Genomic DNA, 15,985 nt, shown 5'->3' on the forward strand with positions numbered 1-15,985 from the left:
CTCAGTCATTTTTCAAGAGTGAATTATGGAAATCGTTTTCCGCAGGACGCGTGTCCGCGTGATCGCTGAGCGGCTATTAGCTGCTCTTGCCTTGTTCGTCGGCGGGCCAGCGGTCCAGGCTGCTGCGTTACCCCAGCCAGCCAGCGTGGCTTTCTGGTACGCCGACCAGCCGCCGCTGCCAGAGTTGTCGCAATTCGACTGGGCCGTGGTCGAGCCAGGCCATATGACACCGGGCGATGTGAAAACCTTGCGGGCCCTGGGCAGCCAGCCGTTTGCCTACTTGTCCGTGGGGGAGTTCGACGGCAACAAGGCGGAAATCGAAAAGGCCGGGCTGACCAAAGCTGTTTCGCCGGTACGCAACAATGCCTGGGACAGCCAGGTCATGGACCTCACTTCACCCGCCTGGCGCGAGCATTTGTTTGGCCGTGCGAAGGCGTTGGAAGCCCAGGGTTATGCCGGTCTGTTTCTCGATACGCTCGACAGTTTCCAACTGGTGCCCGCAGCCTCCCGTGAAGCCCAGCGCGTTGGCCTGGCCAGCCTGCTGCGTGAATTGCACAAACGTCAGCCCAAGCTGAAGCTGTTCTTCAACCGTGGTTTCGAAGTACTGCCCGAACTGGACGGCGTCGCCGCTGCCGTTGCGGTCGAGTCAATCCACGCCGGCTGGGATGCCGCCGCCAAGCGTTATCGCCCGGTATCGGAGTCCGACCGCGCGTGGCTGGAAACGCACCTGCAACCGCTGCGTGCCAAAGGCATCCCGTTGGTCGCGATCGACTACCTGCCGCCGGAGCGCCGCGAAGAAGCCCGCACGCTGGCCAAGCGTCTGCGCGATGAAGGGTTCATCCCGTACATCAGCACCCCGGACCTCAACACACTGGGCATCAGCAGTATCGAAGTGCAGCCGCGCCGTATCGCGTTGATCTACGATCCGCGTGAAGGCGCGATGGAAGATGCCGCCGGCCATACCAATCTTGGCGGCCTGCTCGAATACCTGGGCTACCGCGTCGACTACCTGCCGGCCGACAGCAATCTGCCGCTCTACAGCTTCAGTGGCCTGTACGCCGGCGTGATCACCTGGATGACCAGCGGCCCGCCGCAGGATGCCCCGGCGTTCAACCGTTTCCTCAATGCGCGCCTCGACGAGCAGGTTCCCGTGGTGTTCTTCAGCGGGCTGCCGGTCGAAGACAAGCTGCTGCTCAAGCGCCTGGGCCTCAAGCGCGATGCGCCGCCTGCGACACAGGTGTTGACCGTCACCCATCAGGACAAGGCCCTGCTCGGCGCTTTTGAAGCCCCTGTAGTGCCGCGCTCCCGTGACCTGGCCGCGGTCTCGGTACTGCCCGGCGGCCCGACCCCGGCGCTGTCGTTGAAAGGCGTCGGTGGCGACGTATTCACCCCGGTAGTAGTGGGCAAATGGGGTGGCCTGGCCCTCGCGCCTTATATCCTGGAAATCAACAACGAGCGCAGCCGCTGGATTCTCGATCCCTTTGCGTTTCTCCAGGCCAGCCTGCGCCTGCCGAACCAGCCGCGCCCGGACACCACCACCGAAAATGGCCGTCGCATCGCGACCGTGCACATTGATGGCGACGGCTTTCCTTCGCGTGCCGAAGTACGCGGCACGCCTTACGCCGGGCGTCACACCCTGGACGACTACATCAAGCCCAACCCGTTCCTGACGTCGGTGTCGATCATCGAAGGGGAAGTTTCGCCGCGTGGCGCGTTCCCGTTCCTGGCACGCGAACTGGAGCCGATTGCGCGCGAGATCTTCGCCAACCCGAAAGTTGAAGTGGCCACCCACACCTTCAGCCACCCGTTTTTCATGCAGCCGAACAAAGCCAAGAAACGCGAGAACTTCAACGCGGAATACGGCATGAACATGAAGATCGCCGGCTACGACAAAATTGATTTTCGGCGTGAAATCTTCGGCTCGCGCGACTACATCAACCAGAACCTGACCACCCCGCAAAAGCCGGTGAAGATGGTGTTCTGGCCAGGTGACGCGCTGCCATCGTCCGACACGATCAAACTGGCCTACGACGCTGGCTTGAAAAACGTCAACGGTGCCGAAACCATCATGACCAAGGCCAACCCGTCGCTCACGGGCCTCAACCCGCTGCTGCGACCGACCCCGGGCGGGCTGCAATACTACGCGCCGATCATCAACGAAAACCTCTACACCAACTTGTGGAAGGGGCCGTATTACGGTTTCCGCGAGTTGATCGAGACCTTCGAGCTCACCGACAGCCCCCGCCGCCTGCGCGGGCTGCATCTTTACTATCACTTCTACTCCAGCACCAAGCAGGCTTCGATCAAGGCCATGCATGAGATCTACGGCTACATGCGCGATCAGCAGCCGATGTCCTTGTGGATGAGCGATTACGTCGACCGCCTGCACGGCTTGTACCAGGCGAGCCTGGCGCGAACCGCTGACGGCGCCTGGCAGATCCGCGGGATGGACGCGCTGCGCACCGTGCGCCTTGACGCGCAAATGGGCTGGCCGGACCTGCTCCAATCCCAAGGCATCGCCGGTGTGCGCGACTTGCCGCAAGGGCGCTATGTGGCGCTGAGCAGCGACAAGGCCTTGCTGGTGCTGCGCCCGGATCGAGACCCCAGGCCCGCCCTGGAGGAGGCAAATCTGCCGTTGCTTGACTGGCGCTACATCGATGCAAATCGCGTGAGCTTTGCGTTTGCCGGTCAGTTCGACCTGACCTTCTCCGTACGCTCGGCGACGGCTTGTCGCGTGGAAGTCGATGGACAGCGTTTCGCGGGCAAGGCGTCAGCCGGCCTCTGGACTTTTCAATTACCTATGAAGCAGGTGAGTAATGGTCAGCTCCTCTGCAACTAAAAATAGCCGCCTGCTCAATCCTTGGGCATTGGCGGTGGTCGCGGTCGCCGTGGGCGGCCTGCTATGGGCGACTTTCCAGCGCGAAGAAGTCTTCCAGCCGGATGGGCGCCAACCGGACGCAGTGTCGGCCAACTACGCCGAGCTGCTGCTGACGGCCCACCCGGATGACGACCACCTGCGCCTGCAGTTGGTTGATTTGCTGATTCGCCTCGGTGACTACACCAAGGCGCGCCAGCACCTGGAGGCCTGGCCCAAGCCGCAGCCGGAAACCCAGGCGTACTATCGCCTGGAACTGGATGCACTGGTCGCGGCCAGCAGCAACGACCTGATCGCGCAGCAGGCGCTGGTCGAGCGCCTGGAAACATTCGATCACCGCAAACTGGCGGTGCCACAGCTGCAGAACCTGGCGAAGCTGGCGCTGACATTGCAGGCACCGGCATTTGCAGCCAGCGTGTTCGAAGAGATCGCCGCGCGCGATCCGGCGCAGCGCAGTGAATCACTCAAAGCCGCTGCGCAGTGGTTCATGGCCGGTGAAAAACCGGCGCGTGCCGCGCAGATCTACCTGCAACTCAAACGCGATGCCCAGCAACCGGCCGAGCGACGCGAGTACGCACAACTGGCGTTCAACAGCCTGTTGTCGGCAGGGCAAGATGAGCAAGCCGCACAGGTGCTCTCCGATGAGTTGCCCGACCTCACCAATCCGCAGACCGATCCGGCATGGCTGGAGCAGGGCGTCGATGTCGCCGTGGCGACCAAGCATTACGACCTTGCGCAGCGCGTGCTCCAACAGTGGCGCGTGCTGCAGCCGGACAACCCGAAAATTGCACTGAAAGAATTCCACGTACGCCTGGCCATCAATGACCTGGCCGGTGCCTGGGAAACCGGCCAGCAATTGACCGTCGATTACCCGGATGACACCGAGCTGCTCGAGCAAATGGCCCGCCTCGGTGAATGGCGCGGCGATAACGAAGCGGCCCTGGACTACTGGGTTCGCCTGCTCAAGCTCAAGGAAGACCCGGCCACCCGCGAACACGCCTGGCGCCTGGCCAGCCAACAGTTCGACTTTGACCGCTCGATCCCGTTGCTTGCCGAGATCATGCAACAGCGCGCACTCACCGATATCGAGCTGGATGCCTTGATCTACGGTCACGAATCGCGCGGTACACCGGCCGAGGCCGAAGCCTGGTTGCGTACGTACCTGCGCAAATACCCTTCGCACCGCCTGGCCTGGACCCGCTTGCTGCAAAACCTGGAAAACACCGGGCAGTTCGCCGCCAAAGGCAAGCTCTACAAGGACTATGCCAAACGCTACAAGCTGACCACGGCCGAACAGGTCGACTGGGCCAGCACCCACATGAAGCTGTTCGAAGAGCAGGCTGCGTGGGACGTGGTCAAGGTGGATGATCCCTCCATTCAGGATCCGGAGTACTGGCACACACGTGCCGCACTGGCTTGGGACCTGGAGCGCGATGAGGATTTGCGTGTGTCGCTGGAGCGCCTGCTCGCCATCAACGGCAAATTGGTCAGCGGCGACGAGAGTCAGTTGATCTCCCTGTACCGCGTCAGCAACCCCCAGCGCGCGCTGGAGTTGATGGTTGCCAGCTGGCACCGCGCCCAGGATCCTCAACGCCTGGTCGAAGCCCTGCAGCTCGCCCAGGAATTGCAGGACTGGGACCAAGTGATCGCCTTGCTGGATGACGCCCGCAAATACCCGCAGGCCTACGAGCAAGCCCAGGTCCTGGCCGTGCGTGGCGCGCTGGCTATCGAGCAGGGCGACACGGCCGAGGCCGAGCGCCTGTACCTGCTCGGCTTGTCAAACTACCCGGATGACAACCTGTTCCGCGAGCGCCTGACCTGGCTGTATGTCGACCAGGCCGACACCGCCAAGCTCAAGCCACTGCTCACCAAGTGGCGTGCCTATGCGCGTGAAGACCGCTTGCTGTGGCTGCCATTTGCAAGCGCCAGCCAGTTGCTGGGGCGCGACACCGAGGCTTTGGCGTGGTATCGCATGTACCTCAAGCTCACCCCGAACGACTGGCTGGTGCAAGCGGCCTACGCCGACGCACTGGACACCGCCGGTTACCAGGACGCCGCCCAGCGCCTGCGCTTGAAGCTGCTGCGTAACCCTGAGGCCGACAACCTGCAACCTTCGTCCCAGCGTTATGCGATCTGGCTGCGGTTGATGTCCAGCAGCTACTCGCCTCGCAAGGCGCAGCAGGAATTGTTGAAGTGGAAGGACGGTTCGCCGTCGATGAAGCAGATGTTGTTCGAGCGTCTGCTGGCCCGCCTGGACGCGACCAACCAGGAAGCGCAGAAAGACCAGTGGTTGGAGTGGGCACGCAGCCAAGGCTTGAAAGTCGATCGCTACGAGCAGATCCAGGAAGCCCTGCGCAGCCGCAACAAGGCCCAGGTTGAAACCCTGCTGGCCAGCAGCGACTTGAACCCGGCCCAGCGTTCACAAGCGCTGAGCCGTCTGGGGCGCACCAACGAAGCCCTGGACACGAGCCTGTCTGCCCTCGGCGACGACCAGCCGTCTTCAGTGAACGAGCAACTGCGTCGCCAGGCCGTGGAAATTCACGAAAGCACCCCGCAAGGCGCGTTGCTGTCCTATCAGAAGCAGGATTTCGGTGGCCTGTCGTTTGACTCGCCGCGCCTGGAAATCGCGCATAACCTGGGCGACAACTGGTACGCCGACCTTGAAGCCGAGCACGGTAACTACAAGGGCGACGACATCATCTCGTCCCGGATCGGTGATGAGAGCAATGCCGCCCTGACCCTGGTTCGCTCGGTGGAAAACGGCAGTTGGAAGCTCTTCGCCGACACCAGCCAGCGCAAGGACGATGACCGTAACGGCCTGGGCCTGTCACGCATGTGGCAATTGGGTAACAGCCACCAGATCGAGACCGGCCTGGACTGGCATCGCAAGAGTGACGACAGCGGCCTGATGCGTGCTTTCGGCCAGCAGGACCGCGCCTGGGTGGGTGGCCGTCACGGCCTGACCGCACGCGATCAGTTGAGCTGGGAAGTGGCGCAGCGGTCGTTCTCGACCCGCGCGGGTGACTCGCTGGGGACTGGTCAGGCGTTGAAGCTGGAACTCAACCACACGCTGGAATTCGCCGGGCCTAACTGGACGGTGCGCAGCGGCCTGGATTACCAGAAAAACAACGTGAAGGATCGCAACCTGGACTACCTGTCCAGCCGCAATGGCGGCGCCGTCAAGATCACGCCTCAGTCGACCGACCCTGACACCGGCCAGCTTGATCCTCTCGATGTCGACACCGTGACCGGCGCCGACCTGCTGCAAAGCCGCTATGGCCAGCTCTACGTCGGCACTTCGTGGCGTCGTGGCATACCCGGCGCACTGGTGCGCAGCAAGCCGCAGTACACCTGGCTGGTGGACATGACGGCGGGCTGGCAATGGACCGATCAGACTTTCAACTACGGCATCAACACGGGCATCGGGTTTGAAGTGCTGGGTGATGACGAACTGGCCCTGACCTTCGGTTACCAATCTGCCCCACAGGGCGGGGATGGCAAGTCCGGCGGCACACTGGGCATGAGCTACGGCGTGCGTTTCGGGCGCTGATTACAGAATCTACGGGAGAAAAACCTATGCAAGCAATTCGTACACTGAGCCTGGCCCTGACAGTACTGTTCGTCGCCGGTTGCTCGAGCTTCACCAGTGAAAACAGCCCGAACCTGTCGCGCAGTGCGAAATGGGGCATCGTGCCGATGGTCAACTATTCTCAGACCCCGCAAGCCGGTGAGCGCAGCGAGCAGATCCTGCTCAGCGTCCTCAGCAGCCACGGTCTGCAGCCTCGCGTCTACCCGACCACTACCCAGGGCGAACAAGCGCTGATGGATGACAACGAGCGCCTCACCGGCGCCCTCGAGTGGGCCCGCGACCAGAAGCTCGACTACGTCGTTGCAGGCAGCGTCGAAGAGTGGCAATACAAGAACGGTCTGGACGGCGAGCCAGCGGTCGGCATCAGCCTGCGCGTGCTGGACGCCAAGGACGGTACCGTGCTCTGGAGCAAGAGCGGCGCGCGCGCCGGCTGGTCCCGTGAAAGCCTGGCGGGCAATGCTCAGACGGTAATCGACAAACTTGTTGGCGCCCTTCGGTTCGAGTGAACGCAATGAATTCTCCACACATGGATTACAGCCTGGCGCCCCGCGCCAGCGGGCCGGTGTCTTGGCTGGAAACGCTGATAGTGACGGGTGCCGCGATTGGCCTCGGCCTCTGGCTGACTCCCGAAGACCCGTTGCAGATGCACGGTGGTTTCCCTTGGGTAATCCTGGCGCCGCTGCTGTTAGGTGTGCGTTACGGTTTTGTACGCGGCTTGTTCAGCGCAGGTTTGCTGGTGGTGGCGTTGTTTGTGCTGCGCTACACCGGGCATGCAGGCTACACCGAGCTTGAGCCGTCGTTTATCGTCGGCGTGCTGGTGTGCGGGATGCTCGTGGGTGAAGTTCGCGACCTGTGGGTGCGCCGCCTGGAGCGTCTGCAGATGGCCAACGAGTACCGTCAGTACCGTCTTGATGAGTTCACCCGCGCTCACCAGATCCTGCGGGTTTCCCATGACTTGCTGGAGCAGCGCGTCGCTGGCAGCGATCAGAGCCTGCGCAGTTCGTTGCTGGGCCTGCGCGAGAAGCTGCGCAGCATGCCGATCGAAGGCGATGCCTTGAGCGACCTGGCCGAGCCGATCGTGGCGATGCTGGGCCAGTACGGAGCCCTGCGCGTTGCCGGGCTGTACCGTGTCGATGAAAGCGAAAAAAATGTGCTGCCCGAGGCCTTGGCCATGATCGGTGTGATGGGCCCGTTGGGCACCGACGACGGTCTGATCACCCTGTGCCTAGAACGTGGCGAACTGGTCAGCGTGCGTCAGGACCTGATCGACTCCGGCAACTCCGCGCAGTTCTCATCGCTGCAGGCATGCATCCCGCTGATCGACGCCGAAGGTCGCCTGCTGGCGATCCTGGCGGTCCGGCAGATGCCGTTCTTCGCGTTCCAGGACCGCACGCTGAGCCTCCTGTCGTTGCTCGCCGGCCACATCGCCGACCTGTTGCGCCGCGATCCGCAAGTGCTGCGCCTGCCCGATGCCGACGCGCAGCAATTCACCTTGCAGCTCAAGCGCTCGCTGGTGGATGCGGAGCAGCACACGTTGCCGGCCGGCCTGTTCGCGTTTGAAATGACGCGCCCCAACGACGAGTTGACGCGTTTGATGGAGCGCAGCCAGCGTGGTCTCGACCTGCACCTGCCGGTTCGCAACAACCGCGATCATCCTTTGCTGTTGGTCCTGTTGCCGCTGACCAGCCCGGAAGGCACCCAAGGCTACCTGGCGCGGATTGGCCTGTTGCTGCACGAGCACTTCGGCATCGACACCGATTTTGACAGCCTGGGTGTGCGGGTAATGCCTTTCAACCTGGAGCCTGGCTGTGACCGCAACGGGCTGCGTAACTTTCTTCACAACGAGTGTGGCCTGAATGATCAGCAAGTGGCTGTTTAGCGGAGCCTTGTTGTTAGAGGCGGGCAGCTGGGCCAGTTTGTGGCTCAATGCGCCGGAGTTGCATCAACTGCTGGTGTTTATCTTCAGCCACGGCCTCGCCTGCCTGATGCTGTGCGCTGCCGTGTGGCGGATGCTGCCGGCGCGCTACCGTGCACCGCTTCCCTGGAGCCCGCTGTTCATTTTCTGCCTGGCATTCTTCGTGCCGGTCATCGGTACCCTGGGCGTGGTGGCGGCAATCTTCCCGGCGCTGTACCTGCCGCGCAAACGCGACCGTCAGGCCTGGCAGGCTGTCGGCATTCCGGGCCTGCCGTTCCGTGCGCAGGCACAGACACGCACGCCGATTTTTGCCGATGGCGGCCTGCAGGATGTGTTGCGTCACGCGCCCGACCCGGACCAGCGCCTGGCAGCCTTGCTGGCGACGCGGCGCATGCCCGGCAAGGACGCGGTGCCCATCCTCAAATTGGCCCTGGGCGATCCGAGTGACGACGTGCGCCTGCTGGCGTACTCGATGCTCGACAAGCAGGAAAGCGACATCAACCTGCACATCCAGATGGCCCTGGAGCAATTGGCCGGCGTGAGCCCACGCATGGCAGGCCCGGTGCACAGCATGCTGGCGCGCTGGTATTGGGAGCTGGCCTACCTCGGCCTGGCCCAGGGCAGTGTGCTCGAACACGTCCTCAATCAAGCCAGCGAACACGCCGAGCAAGGTTTGGCCGCGGGCGAGGGCGGTGAGCTGCTGCTGTTGGCGGGACGTATCGCGTTGGAGCGCGGCGAGAACGAGCGGGCTGAAGCGCTGTTGCACGAGGCCGAGCGAAATGGCCTGGGCGCCGCGCAATTGCTGCCGTTTCATGCAGAGCTGGCGTTCGAAGCCGGTCGTTATCACGAAATCCCTGGGTTGCTCGCCAGCCTTCCCGAGAAAACCCGCCAGCGTCCACCGTTCGCTGAGCTGGTGAGGAGCTGGAATGAATCATAAGGAAGCGACACCCACCGCTGATATCTGTCTGTTGCTGGAAGGCACCTGGCCGTACGTGCGCGGCGGGGTATCGAGCTGGATTCACCAGATGATCCTGGGCCTGCCGGAGCTGACCTTTTCGGTCATGTTCATCGGCGGCCAGCGCTCGGCGTACTCCTCGCGACGCTATGAAGTGCCGACAAACGTGGTGCACATCGAAGAAGTGTTCCTTGAGGATGCAACCCATCCCGCCAACCAGCGCGGTAAGCCGCGCGAGGCCGACCCGCAGCAGTTGGCCGACCTGTATCGCTTCTTGCACCACCCGGACGCGCCCCCGCGCGAGCTGGGCGAGCGCATGCTCAATTGCATCGCCGAAGGGCACATGACCCTCGACGACGTACTGCGCAGCCGCGCCAGTTGGGAGACCCTCAGCGAAGGCTATCGCCAGCATTGCGCCGACCCCTCCTTCGTCAATTATTTCTGGACCCTGCGCTCCCTGCAGTCGCCGTTGCTGATGCTCGCCGAAGCTTCGCGCAAGATGCCGCGTGCGCGGGTGCTGCACTCGATCTCCACCGGTTACGCGGGGCTCCTGGGCTGCATCCTCAAGCATCGCTGGGGATGTCCTTACCTGCTCAGCGAGCACGGCATCTACACCAAGGAGCGCAAGATCGACCTGGCCCAGGCCACGTGGATCGCCGAAAGCTCCGGCCAGGCGCTCAACCGCAGCCTTGATGGCGGCTCGGGGTATATCCGCACGCTGTGGGTGCGCTATTTCGAACGCATCGGCCAGTTGGCCTACAACAGCGCCGACAACATCATTGCCTTGTATGACGGCAACCGTCAGCGCCAGATCAAGGACGGCGCCGACCCGAGCCGCACGCAATTGATCGCCAATGGCATCGACCTGTCGCAGTGGGCAAAGGCCTTGGAATCCCGCGAGCCGGGCATTGCGCCGGTGGTGGGGCTTATTGGGCGGGTGGTCCCGATCAAGGACGTCAAGACCTTCCTGCGGGCCATGCGCGGTGTGATCAGCGCCATGCCACAGGCCGAGGGCTGGATTGTCGGCCCTGAAGAGGAAGACCCCGAGTACGTCAGCGAATGCCGCAGTTTGATGGCCAGTCTGGGGCTTGAAGGCAAGGTGCACTTCCTGGGCTTCCAGCGCATTCAGGACATCCTGCCCAAACTGGGCCTGATGGTGCTGACCTCGATCAGCGAGGCCCAGCCGTTGGTGATCCTCGAAGCCTGGGCCGCCGGCACACCGGTGATCAGCAGCGACGTCGGTTCGTGTCGAGAATTGATCGAAGGCGGCAGCGCCGAAGACCGTGACCTTGGCCTCGCCGGCAAAGTGGTGGCGATCGCCGACCCACAAGCCACCTCGGCGGCCATCCTCGAACTGCTGCGCAGCCCGGAACGCTGGAAGGCCGCACAGGCCAGCGGGCTCTTGCGGGTCCACCGTTACTACACCGAAGCCTTGATGCTGCAGCGCTACCGCGACCTGTACCAGGCAGCCATGGAGAACAATTAAATGGCCGGTATTGGCTTCGAACTGCGCAAGATTCTTTCGCGCGACTCATACACCGCAACCCTGCACGCCTACGTGTATGCGGGCTTGATCAGCTCCGGGCCGTGGGTGTTGTCGATCATCAGCGTGATGCTGGTGGGGATCATCAGCCTCGGCCTGTTGTTGCCCAACTCACTGGTCGGGCAGTTCCTGGTGACGGTGACCTACCTGATGGCCAGCTCGCTGATCCTCACGGGTGGGCTGCAGTTGTTCTTCACCCGCTTTGTGTCCGACCAATTGTTCGAGCAACGCTACGAGCAAATCCTGCCGAACCTGTTGGGCATCCTGTTGATGGTCACCGTCGGCGCCGGCGTACTGGGTGTCATCGTGCTGGCGCTGCTGTTCGATCAGCCCCTGATCTACCGCGTGCTGGTACTGTCGAACTTCGTGGTGCTGTGCAACCTGTGGCTGGTGATCATCTTCCTCTCGGGGATGAAAAAATATAACCGCATCCTGCTGGTGATGGTGGTGGGTTACGCGCTGATGGTGGCGAGTGCCTGGTTGCTGAGCTTCCTGAAGATGCCCGGCCTGTTGCTGGCGTTGTTGATCGGGCACGGCAGCCTGCTGTTCCTGTACCTCTACGACATCCTGCGCGAATACCGTGCCGAGAAAATGATTGCCTTCGATTTCCTCAATCGTCGCAACGTGTTCCTCAGCCTGCTGGTCACCGGGTTCTTCTACAACTTCGGCATCTGGGTCGACAAGATCCTGTTCTGGTTCAACCCCGGCACTTCCAATGCCGTCATCGGCCCGCTGCGCGCCTCGATCCTGTATGACATGCCGATTTTCATCGCGTACCTGGCGATCATCCCTGGCATGGCGGTTTTCCTGGTACGCATCGAAACCGACTTCGCCGAATGGTACGACCGGCTGTTCCGCGCCATCCGCGACGGCGAGACCTTGCAGCACATCGGTTCGCTGAAAACCGAAATGACCCTGTCCATTCGCCAGGGCCTGCTGGAAATCTGCAAGGTCCAGGGCCTCACCGTGGTCCTGCTGTTCCTCTTCGCGCCGCGCTTGCTCGAGTGGATCGGCATCTCCAGCTACTACCTGCCACTGTTCTACATCGACCTGATCGGTGTGAGCATCCAGGTGGTGTTCATGGCGCTGCTCAACGTGTTCTTTTACCTCGACAAACGTCGCGTGGTACTGGAGCTGTGCGTACTGTTCGCCGTGTTGAACGCCGGCCTGACCCTCCTCAGCATGCACCTGGGCCCGAGCTTCTTCGGCTACGGGTTCACGCTGTCGTTGCTGGTGTGTGTTTTGCTGGGGCTGGCGCGCCTGTCGTCGGCGCTGGAAGACCTGGAATATGAGACGTTCATGCTGGCGCGTTAAGCGTATTTGCGGGTGATAAAAAGGGCACTTGGCGGTTAGGCAAGTGCCCTTTTTGTTGCTTGCGGCTTATTGCTCGGCGCTGCCGGGGTGGACAGCGCCTAAGCGCATGTTGCGGCGCACACCTGCCCAAGCAGGATGTTGTCATTCTCCGAAGATGTAGCTTACATGCTCCACTTCATGGTCACGGCCACGTTACGCGGGTCGCCGAAGATGTTTGCGCCCGCCGGGTTACTGATGCTCTGGTAGTAGTGCTTGTCGAACACATTGTTCAGGTTGGCTTGGACCTTGAGGTTTTTGTTCACGTTGTAGCCGGTCATCAGGTCGACGATGCTGTAGCCGCCCTGCGATACGCCGTAGGTTGTGTATGTGCTGCTCTGGCTGCGGAATGAACCGCCGATCGACCATTTTTCGAGGTCGCCCGGCAATTGATAGGTGGTGGACAGCTTGAGCAGGTTGTATGGCGTGTCGCTGTCGAAGCGACCGCTGCCGCCCTTGACGTTCTTGGCGCCGGCGTAGGTGTAGCCGGCGGAGGCCTGCCAGCCACGGGCAAGCATGCCTTGCAGTTCGAGGTCGACGCCTTTGGTTTCCACTTCGCCGGAGGCCACGGAGCAGGAAGCAACACCCGGTGCGCAGGCATCAAGCCCTTGGGCGAGATTTTCCTGGTTCAACTGGAAGTAGGCCAGGCTAGCGTTCAGCGCCCCGTCAAAGTACTCGCCCTTGATCCCGACTTCACGGTTGGTACCCGTGACCGGCGGCAGAAGGCTGCCCTGGAAGTCCACGTTGGCTTGCGGCTGGAAGATTCTGGTCCAGCTGGTGTACATCGAGTAGGTATCGTTTATGTCGTAGATCAGGCCGGCATAGGGGGTGTATTCGCGCGTAGCCTTGTAGTCGGCGCCGAACGTGTAGTCGCCGGAAATAGTGTTCTGTTCGTATTCATACCAATCCAGGCGTGAACCGAGGATCAATTTCAGGTCGTCGCGCAGATGGAAGCGCACGGTGGCGTAGGTGCTGTATTGATCGACCTTGCCCTTACGAGACCAGTTGTAGTTGATGGCCGGTTTTTCTACTCCGTGATAGTCGAAGTTTGATGGGTCGAGCACGATGTTTGGGTCATTGAGGAAACCACCGCCGGGGCCGTCGTCGGTTTTATCATTGCGATAGCTGCCACCGAGTACCAGTTCGTGGGTCGCACCAAACAGGGCGAAGGGTCCGGAAACGTAGCCGTCGACGCTTTTTTGTGTGTGCTGGTAGGTGTAGCGGCCCACGTTCAGGTTCAACTGATCTGCACTGGGGTCCAGTCGATAAAAACTGGTGCCCAGCATGTCCAGGTCGCCTCGCAGCCACGTGGTATTCAGGCGCAGTTTCCAGTCGTTGTCGAAGCGGTGCTCAATTTCGGCAAATGCGCTGGTGTTTTTCTTGTTCCAGTAGGTCCAGTTCGGGCTCATGCGCGTCGAGCGGGATATCGGCAGGAACGTGCCATTGGCCCTGGTCGGGATGCCCGACCAGTCGGCTCCCGGGTTGTCTTCACGGTTGTAGTACGCACCGAGGGTCAGGGTCGTGGCTTCGCTCAGGTCAAATTCGGTGATGCCGTACAACAACTGGCGCTTGCTGCTGTAGCCATCGGTAAAGCTGTCTTTGTCCTGGAAGGCACCGACCACGCGGCCTCTGATCGAACTGACAGAATTGAGTGCGCTGCTGGCATCGATTTCGGTGCGGTAGTTGTCCCACGAGCCGGCGCCCAAGGTGACTGAAACTTGCGGCTCGACGGTGGGGCGCTTGCGGATCAGGTTGAGGGTGCCGGAGGGGTTGCCGGCACCGAGCATCAGGCCCGACGCTCCGCGCACCACTTCAACCCGGTCGAACATCGCCAGGGTCGACGTGCCAAGGGTGTCGCTGTCATACGCGACTGGCAGTCCGTCAATCATGATGTTGTCGATGGCGGAACCGCGGGAATAGAACTCTGGGCGCTCACCACCGGTTTTGCGCATGGTCAGGCCTGGAGTGTGAGTCGAAATGTCCTCCAGAGACTGCATATTCTGGTCATCCATGCGTTGGCGAGTGATTACCGTGACCGACTGCGGCGTCTCGCGCATGGAGGTGGCCAGTTTGGTCGCGGTACTCATGGAGCCGGTGGTGTACGATCCGCTCCCCTCTGTCGTCGCTCCCAGCGATTGGCCCGTGACACTCGTCGCGCCAAGCACCACCGTTGTTCCGTTATTGGCAGGGATCAACACGTAGCCACCATTGCTCTGACGCTGCGCTTGTAACCCGCTGTTCGCCAGCAAGCGCATCAGTCCTTCCTCGACGCTGTACACGCCAGTCAGGCCCGCCGTAGTCAGACGGCGGGTTTGCTCGGTATCAAATGAAATAGTCACGCCCGCCTGCACTCCGAACTGGGTCAGGGCAGTGCCAAGCAGGCCTGAGGCGATCTGGTAGGACGTCTGGCTTTGCGCCAAAACTGGCGTGGACATTAGCGCCAGCCCCGACAGACTCGCGAGGCTCAGTCCAAAGAGGGCCAAGCGAACCGGGCGGGTCATTGAAGTCTTCGCATAGAGGGGAAGCAGGGGCATTCGTTGATCCTTCCGTTGTCATGGCAGAAAGTCGCCGTCATCGCGGCTTGTGTCATTGACGGATGAGAATCAAAATCAGCAAGGTGACTCGTTAAACATTTTCAAATCGAACTCATGCCGGTTCGATGCTAGCCCAATAGCGCGTCAGGTAGTGCACTCTCACCGGTAAGGCCTGACTCAGGTTTTCCAGCACGGTATCCGTATCGTCGATGCGGAACGCGCCTTAGATGCTCAGCCCCTGAACCGATGCGGCGCAGTACGCCAGGGCGATAGCGTTCCAGCTCTTCGATGAAAGTGCCCAGCCGCCAGTCATCTACGCTCAGCATGCCCTTTACGGGGTTAAAGGGCTGGCTACATCGACTGCATCGCGGTCAAAGGTGTCTTGCTCTCCAGCATTGAGGCGCAGAGTGCGTTCAACATGCTGGTGCGGATTTACTTCAACAGCGGCTTGCAGTACTCCAACACGCGTTTGTTCGGTCAGCTGACGGACGCTAAACCGGGTGCCGAGCGCATGTGCCCGACTTTCGCAGGTCTGAACGATAAATGGGCGCTGGGTGGGATCCTGGGCGGTCTTAACAAGCATTTCGCCACGGTACAACTGGATCAACCCCTGTTTTGAGTCGAAGCGGATATCCAATGCAGTATCCGCGTTCAGTGCCAGTTGTGAGCCATCGTCTAGGCGCAGCGGGCGACGCTCACGGATACTCGTACGCTGTTGAGCGAGCATTGAGTGATACGGGACTTGCTCGGTTGATGCGTCGTTGTTCGTAGGCGACTCCAGTAGTGAAAGTTAATGGATGGATTAAATGCGCCAGACTGGAAGCTGTAACGACGTTCATGCCTGTTGTTGCTCGATTGCTTGAGATCGCTATCGCGAGCAAGCTCGGCTCCTGCGGAGTGAGGTAGGTCCGGGGGCTTTTTGTTCTTGTGTTGGATGACGCCTTCCCAGCTTTCGGCAGCTCCTACAAAAATCTAGAGTGCACAAAAAAGGCCCGCCTTTCGGTGAGCCTTTTCTGGTACTGCGTATGGTGCGGCACCAGGAGTCGAACGATCTAATAAGTTATTGAATTAGCTGATTAATACTTAAAGCCCTGTGCGATTCTACCTCTAAAACTACCTCAAGGTCCTCGTACGGCTGAGGATCTTGCTTGACGTGACTAACGGCGAAGGGCCGGAGTTGCCCCTACAGCGGCCGGTCATTCGTCTATGAGAGTTGGGCCGTTG

The 15,985-nt window shown here is 61.3% G+C and carries 9 protein-coding genes; 7 read left to right on the forward strand and 2 right to left on the reverse strand.

Annotation, left to right across the window (positions count from 1 at the left end):
* The first annotated feature begins 25 nt into the window (after positions 1-25).
* The 7 genes from AC07SI_RS06590 to pelG are packed head-to-tail and all read left to right on the forward strand — an operon-like array spanning position 26 to position 12,191.
* The gene (locus AC07SI_RS06590) at positions 26-2,839 is read left to right on the forward strand and encodes a bifunctional glycoside hydrolase/polysaccharide deacetylase family protein (protein ID WP_495005413.1); all 2,814 of its coding nucleotides are present in this window, start codon (positions 26-28) and stop codon (positions 2,837-2,839) included.
* Positions 2,817-6,425 carry a tetratricopeptide repeat protein gene (locus AC07SI_RS06595; protein ID WP_495005414.1) on the forward strand — a complete coding sequence of 1,203 codons (3,609 nt, stop codon included), beginning with the start codon at positions 2,817-2,819 and terminating at the stop codon, positions 6,423-6,425. The genes AC07SI_RS06590 and AC07SI_RS06595 overlap by 23 nt, the downstream gene beginning before the upstream one ends.
* A 26-nt stretch (positions 6,426-6,451) precedes the next feature.
* Positions 6,452-6,970 carry a penicillin-binding protein activator LpoB gene (locus AC07SI_RS06600; RefSeq protein ID WP_065899648.1) on the forward strand — a complete coding sequence of 173 codons (519 nt, stop codon included), beginning with the start codon at positions 6,452-6,454 and terminating at the stop codon, positions 6,968-6,970.
* Between the two features lie 5 nt (positions 6,971-6,975).
* A complete protein-coding gene (locus AC07SI_RS06605) occupies positions 6,976-8,343 on the forward strand; it encodes a PelD GGDEF domain-containing protein (protein ID WP_065899653.1) in 1,368 nt (455 codons plus the stop codon).
* On the forward strand, positions 8,321-9,316 hold the full coding sequence (locus tag AC07SI_RS06610) for a HEAT repeat domain-containing protein (RefSeq protein ID WP_065899654.1): 996 nt from the start codon (positions 8,321-8,323) through the stop codon (positions 9,314-9,316). Before AC07SI_RS06605 ends, AC07SI_RS06610 begins: the two co-directional genes overlap by 23 nt.
* Positions 9,306-10,820 (forward strand): GT4 family glycosyltransferase PelF, encoded by a 1,515-nt coding sequence (gene pelF / locus AC07SI_RS06615; protein WP_065899655.1) that lies wholly within the window; start codon positions 9,306-9,308, stop codon positions 10,818-10,820. Before AC07SI_RS06610 ends, pelF begins: the two co-directional genes overlap by 11 nt.
* Entirely contained in the window at positions 10,821-12,191 is a 1,371-nt protein-coding gene (gene pelG / locus AC07SI_RS06620) for an exopolysaccharide Pel transporter PelG (RefSeq protein ID WP_065899656.1), read from the forward strand.
* A 161-nt stretch (positions 12,192-12,352) separates the two neighbouring features.
* On the opposite strand, the gene AC07SI_RS06625 is transcribed toward pelG, so the two are convergent.
* Entirely contained in the window at positions 12,353-14,662 is a 2,310-nt protein-coding gene (locus AC07SI_RS06625) for a TonB-dependent siderophore receptor (protein WP_495005415.1), read from the reverse strand.
* A 430-nt stretch (positions 14,663-15,092) separates the two neighbouring features.
* Positions 15,093-15,488, reverse strand: coding sequence for a FecR domain-containing protein (locus tag AC07SI_RS06630; protein WP_495005416.1), 396 nt, complete (start codon positions 15,486-15,488; stop codon positions 15,093-15,095).
* Positions 15,489-15,985: the final 497 nt, after the last annotated feature.

Source organism: Pseudomonas sp. GW821-FHT05D12, assembly GCF_059419825.1.

Coding starts and splice junctions, on each gene's coding strand:
- AC07SI_RS06590 (WP_495005413.1), top strand. CDS start 26: ATGGAAATCGTTTTCCGCAGGACGCGTGTCCGCGTGATCGCTGAGCGG.
- AC07SI_RS06595 (WP_495005414.1), top strand. CDS start 2,817: ATGGTCAGCTCCTCTGCAACTAAAAATAGCCGCCTGCTCAATCCTTGG.
- AC07SI_RS06600 (WP_065899648.1), top strand. CDS start 6,452: ATGCAAGCAATTCGTACACTGAGCCTGGCCCTGACAGTACTGTTCGTC.
- AC07SI_RS06605 (WP_065899653.1), top strand. CDS start 6,976: ATGAATTCTCCACACATGGATTACAGCCTGGCGCCCCGCGCCAGCGGG.
- AC07SI_RS06610 (WP_065899654.1), top strand. CDS start 8,321: ATGATCAGCAAGTGGCTGTTTAGCGGAGCCTTGTTGTTAGAGGCGGGC.
- pelF (WP_065899655.1), top strand. CDS start 9,306: ATGAATCATAAGGAAGCGACACCCACCGCTGATATCTGTCTGTTGCTG.
- pelG (WP_065899656.1), top strand. CDS start 10,821: ATGGCCGGTATTGGCTTCGAACTGCGCAAGATTCTTTCGCGCGACTCA.
- AC07SI_RS06625 (WP_495005415.1), bottom strand. CDS start 14,662: ATGTCCACGCCAGTTTTGGCGCAAAGCCAGACGTCCTACCAGATCGCC.
- AC07SI_RS06630 (WP_495005416.1), bottom strand. CDS start 15,488: ATGCTCGCTCAACAGCGTACGAGTATCCGTGAGCGTCGCCCGCTGCGC.